A 12,890-nucleotide genomic window follows, 5' to 3' on the forward strand; every position below is an offset into this window, starting at 1 on the left:
TTAGCAGTTCAGACTATCCGTTCACTTTTTCTTGTTGAAGATGGCTAAGATAACGATATAATCCTGTTTCACGTTGAATAAGTTCGCTGTGCGTACCGCATTCAATTACCCGGCCCTTTTCGATAACAATAATCTTGTTCGCTTCCCGTATGGTGGAAAGACGGTGAGCAATAATGATCGAGGTACGGTTTTTCATCAGTTCTTCTAAGGCGTTCTGAACTAAGCGTTCTGATTCGGAATCGAGCGATGAAGTGGCTTCATCCAATATAAGAATGGCGGGATCTTTCAACAGTGCCCGCGCAATGGCTATACGCTGGCGCTGCCCACCGGATAGCTTCACACCCCTTTCTCCCACCAAGGTATCATAACCTTCCGGGAAACCCATAATAAAATCGTGTGCATTAGCACGTTTGGCGGCGGCGATTACTTCTTCTGCGTCAGCCTCTAACTTACCATAGGCAATATTTTCACGTATAGATCCTCCAAAAAGCAAAACATCTTGTGGTACAATGGCTACTTGATTTCTTATATCGGTTAACCGATAACTTTCTGCTTTTTTTCCATCAAACAAAATATCGCCTTCCTGTGGTTGGTAAAATCCAAGGATAAGTGATGCCAACGTAGATTTACCGGTACCGCTTGGGCCCACTATGGCTATTTTTTCACCGGCATGGGCGCTGAAAGATATATCTTTTAGAACCGTAATTTCGCTTCTTGAGGGGTAGGCGAACTGTACATGGTGAAACGCGAGATCACCTTTTATACGTTGTTTTATCTCGTTTTCCTCTGGAATTATAGAAACGTTTTCCCTCTTTTCTTCTAACAATTCGATAACGCGCTCTGTGCTGCCTACGGCTTTTTGTACATTGGCGTACAATTCAGGAAAGCTGCCCATAGAACCTGCTACAAATAAAGAAGAGATAATATAGGTAGTAAGGTTTCCAACCGAGAGTTCGCCGGTAGCGATGAGCGAAGAGCCATACCAGATAACACTTACGACTGCACCGAAAATACAAAAAAGAATAAAGGAGGCAAATAAACCGCGATAACTTGCTCCTCGTAGGGCTAATTGCACAACGGCTTTCAGCGAATTCTGATAACGATTCGCTTCATAAGCCTCATTGACAAAAGCTTTTACATTGCTGATACCCTGGAGTGTTTCTTGAACGATGGTGTTCGATTCGGCCAGCTTGTCTTGTGCCTTCCGTGATAAATTACGGATAAATTTACCGAAAAAAACTGCGATGATGACGATAACAGGTAAAATGGATAGGTTGAGCAAGGTGAGCTTGACCGATACAATAAATAAAAAGCTTACGCCGCCAACCAAGAGAATGCTTTGTCGGATCATCTCTGCAAAGGTGGTGGTCATGGTATCCTGTATCTGTGACAGATCAGCTGATAATCGACTATTCAATTCGCCTACTCTTCTATTGGCAAAAAAATCCATCGGAAGCGTAATCAGATTAAAATAAGTATCACGCCTGATATCGGCCAAGGTCTTTTCGGCAACTTCTACAAAGAGCCGGATACGAAAGAAAGACACAAAAGATTGAAAGAACAAAATGGCGAATGCAATAAGACCGATCACTTTAATACTTGCAGGAATAAAGGCTAAACCCTGTTTTCCCTGAGCCGCATCTACCATACCGCCCATGAGCGCCGGGAATGCCAACAAGGAGATGCTGGACAAAAATAGAAAAAACAAACCCAGAATAAACTTCAAACGATAAGGTCTAAGGTATCTTAAAAGTTTCTTTACGTTGCGGAGTGATGTTTTGTTGATTTTTGTTTTAGGTAGTTCATCGGTAATTCCGTTTCCACTATTTAATCGAGCACGTGCCATTAATCGAATTATCGGTTTTAAAATAACTTAACATGCAAAGGTAGTGACATAAAAGGGCATGCCTATCACTGTAAAGTCAATTTTTTTTTCGCTTAACTAATAAAAATGATACCGTTGCCAGTGCTAAAAAAGCAATGATGAGCACATTGAGATAGACACTGTTCTGTCTTTTTAAAACATTTACTTCTTCCAGGAGCTGTTCTTGGCTTTTCCGGAGTTTACTGATGGTATTGATATAGCCGGTAATGCGAGAGCCGGATTCCAATGCTTTATTTTCTACTGTTTGCTTTTCAATATCTTTGAAATCCAGTAATGCTTTGGTTTCTTTAAATATATTGTTATCCGTCTTTACAATTTCTTTGAGTATATCAATGGATGCTTGCATATCTTTCTTGGTTTTCAATCCAAAAATGCCTGATCGGGCCCGTAGGCTAGCATCAAATTCACCAAAGCGTTGGCTTCGTTGATCCAATAATCGATTTACCTTTGCCCTTTGTCTTTCATAGGCTGTGCTATCTTCTTGAAAGGACGCAAAGCAATCGTTCATGCTGAGCGTAAATACTAAAATTGTGATTAATTTGTATTTCATTTTCGTTAAAGTATATCAGGAAGTCGGAATAAACTCATACCAGATTAATCTATATGTCTTTTAGCTTATCACGTAAAGCCTATTGCCTTACCGGCTTAAACTCTATGCGAATAATGTCTCCCACCTGTAGACCGAGAAGGCCGCTAGCATTTCCTTTATTAATTGCGATTTCAAGATGATTGCTAATTCCAAAAAGACATAATTTTTCACCCTCCGGTACCTCGTTATAATGCCAGCTTAAGTGTTTTATGGATTCATTGCGACGAAAAAATAGCTCAAAATCCCGATTTTGCTGTATTTGGTTGAAAAGCTCTTTACTGATATTGGTAATAACATTTTGAAAAGAATCGACATAAATAACACTTCCTCTAATGGTGTCGCCGTCTATAATGGGTTGAATAATAACTCTTTTGACAAGCGAATTCACAGGATCTCCGATGTCTTCCATAGTTCCGCCCTTGGCTAAATGGGTTGCCGCTTTGGCGAAGATATCGGTAAGAGGAAAATGTAGAAACTTTAAATCCTGCATGATATTAAGTTCAACGGCCTTCTCCGGATCACCGTCGAGTAGCAAAGAAAATATACCGTTATCAGCCCCCACAAAGTAGTGGCCTTTATACTTGACGGCTAAATATCGTGTATCTTTATTAAAGACGGAGTCAATACCGATTAAGTGAACGGTGTCTTTTGGGAAATATCGGTATGCATTTTTTAAAACAAAGGCGGCTTGTTGTATATTGAAGGGAGCGATATCATGGGACACATCTACCAACCTGACAGTGGGGTATAAACTGATAATACTCCCTTTTAGTGCAGCTTGGTAAAAGTCTTTATGTCCTAAATCTGTGGTTAACGTAATGATGCCCATATCTAAATCTCAGTCCGCTGATAAAATCCCATTTTGCTCCGGAAGGGAGTATTTTAGTACGATTACTATTGATGCAAATACTTTTTTTTATGCACTATAATTAGTAATCTTGCGTAGGGATTTTAAGGTGCAAACCTAGCATGAATTTTTCATATTTAGTTGTGAATATTTCCAAAAATATAAAAAATCCGGTAAGCAGTTATCCGCTAGCATAAAAAGAAAGAGCGCTTAGGAAAAAGCATAAAAAACAAATAAGGCAAAATTTGAACGAATTACGAATTACATTGGAACAGGTGGATCCAGCATTGTTATGGGGCCCCCAGAACGAGCATTTTGAATTGATACGCAAGTACTTTCCGAAATTGAAATTGATAGCTCGTGGCACTGAACTGAAGGTTCTTGGCGATCCGGAAGAGATTAATATCTTTAAAAATAAGTTTGAAGCGATCATCGGACATCTGGAAAAATATAACCATATCAATTACAACGATATCGAGACGGTGTTGGGTGCGACGCCGGCTGTGGTAGAGAAGGAGAGTATCGTAGAGAAAGCAGCTGCTCCTTTTGGAGGAGAACCCATTGTATTCGGTCCCAACGGTATTGTTGTCAAAGCTCGGACCGCCAATCAGCGTAAAATGGTAGATAGTATCCTCAAAAACGACATCCTTTTTGCCATTGGTCCTGCCGGAACGGGAAAGACCTACACCGCAGTGGCCTTGGCTGTGCGGGCGTTGAGAAATAAAGAGGTGAAGCGCATTATATTAACACGTCCTGCCGTTGAAGCCGGCGAAAATCTGGGCTTCTTGCCGGGCGATCTAAAAGAAAAGGTGGATCCTTATTTGCGGCCGCTTTACGATGCGTTAGATGATATGATCCCGGCCGAAAAACTCAAGATGTACTTGGAAAATCGAACAATAGAAGTTGCGCCATTGGCATTTATGCGTGGAAGAACCTTGGACAATTGCTTTGTGATTTTGGATGAAGCTCAAAACACAACGGAAATGCAATTGAAAATGTTCTTGACCCGAATGGGCCCGACGGCTAAATTCATCGTAACGGGCGATGTGACGCAAATCGATTTACCAAAAAAGCAACAGTCGGGTTTGCATAATGCCCTAAAGCTTTTAGATGATATAGAAGGTATTGATATCATCCATTTAAGTGGGGGAGACGTGGTTAGGCATAAACTGGTGAAACGTATTCTGGAAGCTTACGGAGATATTTAGGGCAGAGTTGCCAGTTGTTAGTTGCCAGTTGCCAGTTGCGGGTTGTGAGCTGTAAGCGGTAAGCTATAGGCTGTAAATACATAGAACCTAAGACACAAGACACAAGACGGGAAGTCTTGATACTTATGTCTTGATACTTTTGTCTGCCCGTCGGGGTTTTGATTTTTTACTTTTGAATTTTTACTTTTTAATTGAATAACAGTGAATGCGATAAAGGAAACTCATTTTACTTTTCCAAAACAAACGGCTTTCTACAAAGGGAAAGTTAGGGACGTTTATACGATAGATAATCAATATTTAGCCATGGTAGTATCCGATCGGATATCTGCCTTTGACGTTGTATTACCGAGAGCGATTCCGTATAAAGGGCAAGTGCTCAATCAGATTGCCGCTAAATTTCTGAAAGCCACCGAGGATATTTTGCCGAACTGGGTAATTGACGTACCGGATCCGAGTGTTACCATTGGAAAAATCGCGGAACCCTTTAAAGTGGAGATGGTTATTCGTGGTTATTTATCCGGGCATGCTTGGCGTGAGTATGCGGCGGGGAGACGATCTGTTTGCGGGGAATCATTGCCGGAAGGATTGAAAGAGAATGATAAACTTCCGAAGCCAATTATTACGCCAACCACCAAGGCGACCGTAGGGCACGATGAAGATATTTCTCGGACCGAAATTTTAAAGCAAGGCATTGTAAGTGAGGGGGATTACGTGAAATTGGAGAAATATACCCACGCTCTTTTCGAAAGAGGCACAGAAATTGCAGCTGCTCAAGGACTGATTTTAGTAGACACTAAATATGAATTCGGGAAAATCGGAGATCAAATCATTTTAATTGATGAAATCCACACACCTGATTCCTCACGGTATTTTTATAAAGAAGGCTATGATGAGCTGCAGAAGGAAGGAAAGCCCCAACGCCAACTTTCGAAAGAATTTGTAAGGAAGTGGCTTATTGAAAATGGCTTTCAAGGGAAAGAAGGGCAATCTGTTCCCATGATGGATGATGAACTCGTGGCATCGATATCCGAACGGTATATCGAATTGTACGAACATATTACCGGTGAAAAATTTATTCGATACGAGATACAGCATATCGAAGAACGTGTAGAAAATAATATTAATAAAGCCCTCGACAGGTTATTGGAAAGGGGATAAAACCAATAGGTATGAAGTTTACAATTGATAAACATGAGCGTTATGTAGTAATTACCCCTCATGAGGAAGTGTTGGATGGTGTTACGGCACCTAAAATTAAGTCGGAATTTGTATTGTTGAATACTGACGGACAACGGAATATTGTGTTGGATTTAACCCATGCGAAAAGCGCTGATACATCTGGCTTACGTTGTGCGCTGACAGCACATAGGCTGTGTCATGCCGCGGGGGGTGTTTTTGTAATCTGCTGCGCGAATAAGGAAATTATGCAGCTTATCGAACTGTCTAACTTGAAAGAAGTGCTAAATGTGGTGCCTTCTTCTAATGAAGCAGAAGATCTCATCTTTATGGAAGAATTGGAAAGAGAGTTTAGGGGACAAGTGGCGACCGATGAAGAATGAGATTTGAGGTAACAATTCTTGGAAGCAATTCAGCTACACCTCTGTTTGGGCGCCATCACACGGCACAGATTCTGAACTGCAACGAGATTGTCAGTTTAATCGATTGCGGTGAAGGTACCCAATTGCAGCTCCAGCGATATGGGATCAAAGCCAACCGTATCAAGTATATTTTTATTTCCCATCTACACGGGGATCATTATCTGGGGCTTGTAGGTTTGATATCTTCCATGCATTTAAATGGAAGAAAGGAAGATTTGCATGTTTTCGGCCCGGAGGGGCTTAAAGAGATAATTGATCTCCAACTTCATTATTCTGAGACTTCTCTGCGATACAAGCTCGTTGTTCAGACGACCAGTCCGCATACGGCGGAAACGATTCTGTCTGATGCGAATTTTGAAGTGATGACTTTTCCTCTGAGTCATCGAATTAATTGCACTGGATTTTTATTTCGTGAAAAACAGCGGCTTCCACGTATAAACAAAGACGCCATTGCCGCATTGAACATCCCTACTCCTTATTATCCCTTGTTAAAACGAGGTATTGATTATACCGATAATGAAGGTAAGGTTCACCGCGCCGCAGACCTTACCACGCCTGCTCCTGTACCGCGTAGTTACGCATTCTGTTCAGATACGGTGAATATAAAAAGCTATTGGCCTTATATCGAAAAAGTTGATCTTTTATATCATGAAGCTACCTTTTTGCATGATATGCTAGAAAGAGCTGTAGAGACCTTTCATACTACCGCCTTACAGGCCGCAGAAATTGCAAAAGCCGTAGGTGCACGAAAGCTGGTTATTGGACATTTTTCCGCAAGGTATAAAGATTTACAACCGCTTTTAGATGAAAGCCGTACCGTATTTTCCAATACAGAATTGGCTATAGAAGGTGAAACTTTTGAAATTTAGCCCTTATTTCTTTTTTGATTCTTCCTTACCGTCTTTGTCCTTTTTTCCGAACACAGAAAAATGAACATACCTACTGGGATGCTCCCGCAGGTCAATCATCAAACAATCCAGATTTTTGGATGCATTATTTAGATTGTTGTAAAGCTCCTCGTCATTCAACAGCAAACCAACGGATCCTTTGCCGTTATTGATATTGTCAACAATATGTTGTAAATCAGCCACTGCTGCATTTGCATTTTGGATAGTTTGTTGAAAATTTGCTTTAGCCACTTGATCCGTGACACTTTCCATATTCGTTAGAATAGAAGTTATGCGCTCTCCATTATTTTTAAAATTAGCGGAGATGGATTCCACATTGCTTAAAATATTCGAGAGTTTGGTACGCTGCGTGCCAACGATCGCATCTACTTGTGCAGTTGTATGTTCTAACGTATTCAAGGTGTTAGCGATACTAGCAATGCTTCTGTTAAAGTTGCGTTGGAAATCCGCATTTATTGTGTTGTTTATCGAACTCAATACCGAATCCAAAACGGCAACCACTGCCTCTGCCTTTTTTTGTACCGGTTCCACCTGTTCCAAAATATTACGCTGAATGTTTGCCCGGAGCGTATCCCCGTCTTGGGCGTAATCCTTACTGTCTCCGAGTTCAAACACAATGGCTTTACCTCCCAAAAGGTCCGTGCTGGCAATCCTAGCTATCGTATTGGCCGGAATGGCGTAATCTTGATTGATCTTAAATTCAGTCAAGATCTCTCCGTTAGGTTGGAGACTCATCTTTGACACCCGGCCGATTTGATATCCATTTACCATAACCGGTTTGGAAACGCTCAATCCGTCTACTCGGTCATAGGAAGCATAAAATTTATTTTCACTGGTAAAAACATCATTGCCTTTTAGAAAACTGTATCCAATAATTAATACAGCAATGGCTACGGTAGCTAAAATGCCTACTTTGGTTTCGTTAGATATTTTCATTCAAATAATCTTTTTAAGGCAATGAAGCTGAGATGAGCTTTTGATTTTTTACGGTAGCTCATGCAGTTTTCATTGGGTAATGGTCTTTTTCGTTTTATATTTCGTGCCGCTCAATCATGTTTAACCGGCCAGGCTTAAAGCGACGAAAATTGTACACACTCTACCATGAACAACAATCCCTACCAATTTGTTTAGTTTTCTGCCTGCCTCTTATAGCTTTTTATAGCGTTTAGTAAATTCGCTACGATTTCCGATTGACCTTGCGCAGAATTTAAATAGCGCTCTTCATCCGGATTACTGATAAAACCTACTTCGGTTAAGACCGCCGGCATACCAGCTCTTGCTAAAACGGCCAAGCTTAATTCTTTTACGCCTCTGCTGCCCCTACCTGATTTCACATATTCTCCTTCGATAAATGAAGCTAATTTAATACTTTGATCCCGATAAGCATTCTTCATAAGTGAAAAAATAATATAGCTCTCCGGATCCTTCGGGTCGAAGCCGTCATAATTTTCCTGATAGTTTTCTTCCAACAACATAGATGCATTTTCACGAATTGCGGCGTCTTGCTCAGCCAATCGACCGGATCCCGATACAAAGGTTTCCGTCCCGCGGGTAGTTGTATTAGGGGTACTCACGGTTTTGTAAATAGGCACCCTTTTACCGTTCCTTCTACGATAACCCGTCACGATTCGTTTTTTAATCGAAGGCATGGAATTGCAATGAATGGAAATGAACAAGTCGGCCTTTTTCTCATTGGCTAATCCGATTCGCTCATAGAGAGGGATAAAAACGTCCGAAGTACGGGTATAGATCACTTTCACATCTTTTAGCTCGCTTTGAATGGAACGTCCTAGTTTTAGCGCAATCTGGAGTGCAATATCCTTTTCCACCGAGGTTCTGCCTCGTGCGCCTATATCGTGTGCTCCATGACCCGCATCAATGACAATGGTCTTGATCCGAAAATCTTGATTTTCCGTGTTTTGCTGTAGGTCGCCAAGATAAAATTCAGCAGACCGCACGTTGAAGACGATAAAAAATGTGAAAAGGATAATGGATAATAGCTTTCTATACATTAGTTTTCAATCTGTTTTTTATAGTTTTTTATTGCGTTAACTAGGTTTTCGACAATTTCGGCTTGCCCTTCAGCCGAATTCATATAGTGTTCTTCTTCCGGATTACTTATAAAGCCCATTTCCGTTAAAACCGCAGGCATTCCTGCACGGGCAAGCACTGCCAAACTTTGCTCCTTAACACCGCGATCCAATCGCCCGGCCTTAATGTACTCATTTTGAATGAAAGTTGCCAGTTTTATACTCAAATCTCGGTACTGATTTTTCATTAAGGAAAATATAATATAACTTTCAGGATCTTTTGGGTCAAATCCGTCGTAGTTTTCCTGGTAGTTTTCCTCCAATAACATGGAGGCATTCTCCCGCATGGCAACATCCTGTTCGTCCAATCGTCCGTAACCGGAAACAAAGGTTTCTACACCGCTCACGGAAGTGTTTTGCGAACTAATCGTCTTATATACCGGTACACGTCTGCCCCGCTTATTTCTAACATATCGGGAAACCACCCGTCTGCTGGTATGTGGCATGGAATTACAATGAAGTGAAATAAAAAGGTCCGCCTTATTACGATTGGCAATACCGATGCGTTCATATAATTCTATAAAACTATCATCCGTTCGGGTATAAACGACCTTTACACCCTCAATCTCTTTTTCTATCGCTTTTCCCAATTTCAGGGCAACGGCTAAGGTGATATCCTTTTCCTTTGAAAAGGAACCATGTGTGTTTCCATCCCTCCCTCCATGACCGGCATCAATGACAATTGTTTTTATTTTATAGGTGTTATCATACTTATTTGTCGAACTTTGCGTTGGTATGTGTAATGAGAGTATTAAACAAATGGTTGCCGCAAATCTTGTTACAAACGTAATCATCCAAATCCGTAATCTTGTTTAAAATATATAATGCTATAAAGTTAATCTTATTGTATTAAATTGCTAATAAATGCTTTTATTGAAAAGAATTGTAGCAATCGTAAATAAAAAACTGTTAAGTGAAGGAATAGCTATTGCAAGCTGCTATTGCTTTCACTAATTTTGGGCGCCTTAATTTTTTTATACTGCAAAAATAATATTCGTTGTCAAATTTGAAGTCTGTTAGCATCTTTTTTAAAGTTATTTTATTCCTCGCAGGCACAGCGATGCCATTATGGGCATCCGGACAGCAATTTATTGTGCAGGACAGCTTAGGCAGACCGCTAAATTTAACGCAAGATTCTGTTCGCCAAGACAGCATAAAACAAGACTCAGTCCGCCAAGATACGGTAAAAAAAGATGGTGAAGCAGGCGGACTCACTTCCGTGGTTTTGAGTAACGCCGAGGATTCCACTCGAACCGATCGAAAAAATAACCAACTTCATTTATATGGCAATGCGAAAATAAAGTATGAAGACATGGAGCTTACGGCTGACTACATCCGGATAGACAATAATACGCGTACGATGTTTGCCAGTGGTATGATCGATCATAATGGAAAATATAAAGGACGGCCTATTTTTAAAACGGCTACGGATCCACCCGTTACCGTCGATTCGTTAATCTTTAATTTCGATAGTAAAAAAGGTAAAACGTATGGGGTCTTTACCGAAATGGACGGCGCGTCCATTCAGGCAAAAGAAATAAAGAAGAATGAATATAATGAGCAGTTTATCAGACATGGCTTTTATAGTACCTGTAATTTGCCCTTTCCACACACGCACTTCGGTATTCAAATGAGTAAGGTTATCCTCACGGAGAACCAGGTAGTCTCAAAAAGTGCCTATATGGTGGTAGAGCAGGTCCCACTACGTTTTATCATGATCCCTTTCGGCTTTTTTCCAAAAACCAATAAAAGACAGTCGGGCATTTTGTTCCCAACTTTTGGAGAGGATTTCAGCAGGGGTTTTTTTATGCGCGATGCCGGATATTATATAGGAATAAATGATTATTGGGATGCTGAGCTACGAGGGAACCTGTACTCAAAGGGATCCTGGGAAGCTAACGCCCGTGTGCGCTATAAGAAAAACTATAAATACGATGGGGGATTTTCACTGCGCTACGCTTACACAAAAAACGGGGAAGAAAATACGCCTGGCTTTTCTCGTGCTAAAGACTTCAATATCACCTGGAACCACTCGCAAAGGCAGGAAGCTAATCCGGGTACAACTTTCAGTGCCAGTGTAAATGCCGGAACCGGTAGTTACTTTTCGAATACGGCTGCCGGCGGATCATATGATTACAATCAGATCACGCGGAATAACATGTCTTCCAGTATCGCTTACGGAAAGACTTTCGCCGATGGAAAAGTGAATTTCACTTCGTCCTTAAGCCATCGACAGGATATCAGTACCGGTGCTGTCAATCTCGAACTGCCAACTTTCAACTTAAATGTGGCTACCTTTAATCCTTTTGATTCAAAGGATCGAGTGGGAGAACAGAAGTGGTATCAGCGTATTACCATGGGCTATAGTATGCAGGGAAAAAACTCGATTAATGCGGGGGATAGTGTTCTGTTCACAAAAGAAACCTTGAAAAAAATGCAAAACGGAATACAGCATAATATTCCTATCAGCATGTCGCTCAATGTCGCCAAGTACTTTCAATTTAACACCAGCGTGAACTATACTGAACGTTGGTATTTCCAATCCATCCGTAAGTTCTATGATAATACGCCACAAGGTTATGAAGAAGTTACCGATACGGTGCAGGGCTTCAACAGAGCTTATGATTATAGCTTTTCCAGTGGATTTTCTACCAAGGTATACGGCCAAAAGAATTTTAAAGGAAAGCTGGCAGCCATTCGCCATGTAATTACACCTTCGATCAATTTTAACTATCGTCCCGACTTTTCTGAATCGAAATATGGCTTCTATCGTGAACAGCGTTATGCTGATGGTACACCCGTCTTGGATAATCAAGGTAGAATTCAAAAATATTCTATTTTCCAGAATGCAATTTACGGAACTCCCAGTGCGGGTCGATCAATGGGTATTGGTTTTTCAGTGGACAATAATATCGAAGCTAAAGTACGTAGTGAAGATGACACCACCGGGACGGGGTTTAAAAAGATCCGGATTTTACAAGGTTTGACCTTTAGTGGAAATTACAATTTTGTGGCCGATTCATTTAAGTTGTCTAATATCAGTTTTTCGGGTAGAACTGCACTTTTTGATGATAAACTGGGGCTGAATTTTAACGGTAGTTTTGATCCTTATCGCTATGAAACATACACAACGCCTGGGAGCTCAACAGTGAGTTATCGAAGGATAAATGAATATGCCATTAAAGGTGGACAGCTGGCAAGGCTTACTCAGTTTGGTTTATCGATGGACTTTAGTTTTAATCCGGCAGCTGCGAAAAGCAGAAATAACAACTTGGATGAAATGAATAAAAATAAAACCAATATGACGCCTGAACAACAACAGGAGTTGGCCCGAATCAGTTCTGATCCAAACGCTTTCGTCGATTTTAACATTCCCTGGAATATTGCGGCTTCTTTTAGTTTCCAATACAGCAAGCCTTTTGCGGAATCGCGTATAACCAGTACCATCAATCTGCATGGTGATTTTTCCATTACTCCGAAATGGAAGGTGCAATATAATACCGGCTATGATTTTCAAATGAAAAAACTTGCTTTAACCCAATTTAATATTTACCGGGATTTGCACTGTTGGGATATGTCTTTTGGCTGGGTGCCATTCGGTACTTATCGAAGCTATACTTTTAATATTCGGGTAAAAGCATCTATTTTACAAGATCTAAAATTGACCAAACGTAACGACTATTATAATAGCTTTTAGGTGTTAGCTGTTAGGATTTAGGCAATAAGCTCTAGGCTGTAAGCGATAGGCGGCTAATTAGGTGTTAG

Annotated in this window: 11 protein-coding genes; 5 read left to right on the forward strand and 6 right to left on the reverse strand. The window is 40.8% G+C overall.

Going from position 1 to position 12,890, the window contains the following annotated elements:
- Window positions 1-13: 13 nt before the first annotated feature.
- From ACH11B_RS13535 to ACH11B_RS13545, 3 genes are all read right to left on the reverse strand, one after another.
- The gene (locus ACH11B_RS13535) at window positions 14-1,846 is read right to left on the reverse strand and encodes an ABC transporter ATP-binding protein (RefSeq protein WP_130857034.1); all 1,833 of its coding nucleotides are present in this window, start codon (window positions 1,844-1,846) and stop codon (window positions 14-16) included.
- A gap of 76 nt (window positions 1,847-1,922) precedes the next feature.
- Window positions 1,923-2,435: a hypothetical protein gene (locus ACH11B_RS13540; RefSeq protein WP_013665800.1), complete on the reverse strand. Its 513-nt coding sequence runs from the start codon at window positions 2,433-2,435 to the stop codon at window positions 1,923-1,925.
- Window positions 2,436-2,514: 79 nt separating this feature from the next.
- Window positions 2,515-3,303 (reverse strand): S-adenosyl-l-methionine hydroxide adenosyltransferase family protein, encoded by a 789-nt coding sequence (locus ACH11B_RS13545; RefSeq protein WP_130857036.1) that lies wholly within the window; start codon window positions 3,301-3,303, stop codon window positions 2,515-2,517.
- A gap of 263 nt (window positions 3,304-3,566) precedes the next feature.
- On the opposite strand from ACH11B_RS13545, the gene ACH11B_RS13550 reads away from it, so the two are divergent.
- The 4 genes from ACH11B_RS13550 to ACH11B_RS13565 all read left to right on the forward strand — a co-directional run bounded on the left by ACH11B_RS13550 (window position 3,567) and on the right by ACH11B_RS13565 (window position 6,996).
- Entirely contained in the window at window positions 3,567-4,529 is a 963-nt protein-coding gene (locus tag ACH11B_RS13550; protein WP_013665802.1) for a PhoH family protein, read from the forward strand.
- A 201-nt stretch (window positions 4,530-4,730) separates the two neighbouring features.
- Window positions 4,731-5,687, forward strand: coding sequence for a phosphoribosylaminoimidazolesuccinocarboxamide synthase (locus ACH11B_RS13555; RefSeq protein WP_013665803.1), 957 nt, complete (start codon window positions 4,731-4,733; stop codon window positions 5,685-5,687).
- An 11-nt stretch (window positions 5,688-5,698) separates the two neighbouring features.
- Window positions 5,699-6,088, forward strand: coding sequence for an STAS domain-containing protein (locus ACH11B_RS13560; RefSeq protein ID WP_013665804.1), 390 nt, complete (start codon window positions 5,699-5,701; stop codon window positions 6,086-6,088).
- Window positions 6,085-6,996: a ribonuclease Z gene (locus ACH11B_RS13565; protein ID WP_149105397.1), complete on the forward strand. Its 912-nt coding sequence runs from the start codon at window positions 6,085-6,087 to the stop codon at window positions 6,994-6,996. The genes ACH11B_RS13560 and ACH11B_RS13565 overlap by 4 nt, the downstream gene beginning before the upstream one ends.
- A gap of 3 nt (window positions 6,997-6,999) precedes the next feature.
- Here ACH11B_RS13565 and ACH11B_RS13570 read toward each other — a convergent pair whose 3' ends face one another.
- From ACH11B_RS13570 to ACH11B_RS13580, 3 genes are all read right to left on the reverse strand, one after another.
- The gene (locus ACH11B_RS13570) at window positions 7,000-7,971 is read right to left on the reverse strand and encodes an MlaD family protein (RefSeq protein ID WP_013665806.1); all 972 of its coding nucleotides are present in this window, start codon (window positions 7,969-7,971) and stop codon (window positions 7,000-7,002) included.
- Window positions 7,972-8,162: 191 nt separating this feature from the next.
- On the reverse strand, window positions 8,163-9,047 hold the full coding sequence (locus ACH11B_RS13575; protein WP_013665807.1) for an N-acetylmuramoyl-L-alanine amidase: 885 nt from the start codon (window positions 9,045-9,047) through the stop codon (window positions 8,163-8,165).
- The gene (locus tag ACH11B_RS13580; protein ID WP_013665808.1) at window positions 9,047-9,919 is read right to left on the reverse strand and encodes an N-acetylmuramoyl-L-alanine amidase; all 873 of its coding nucleotides are present in this window, start codon (window positions 9,917-9,919) and stop codon (window positions 9,047-9,049) included. Before ACH11B_RS13580 ends, ACH11B_RS13575 begins: the two co-directional genes overlap by 1 nt.
- Window positions 9,920-10,122: 203 nt before the next feature.
- Here ACH11B_RS13580 and ACH11B_RS13585 point away from each other — a divergent pair, with 203 nt between their 5' ends.
- Window positions 10,123-12,822, forward strand: a complete 2,700-nt coding sequence (locus ACH11B_RS13585; protein ID WP_377612211.1) for a putative LPS assembly protein LptD — start codon at window positions 10,123-10,125, stop codon at window positions 12,820-12,822.
- Window positions 12,823-12,890: the final 68 nt, after the last annotated feature.

The organism is Olivibacter sp. EAT-5, assembly GCF_044784325.1.
GTDB lineage: Bacteria > Bacteroidota > Bacteroidia > Sphingobacteriales > Sphingobacteriaceae > Olivibacter > Olivibacter oleidegradans.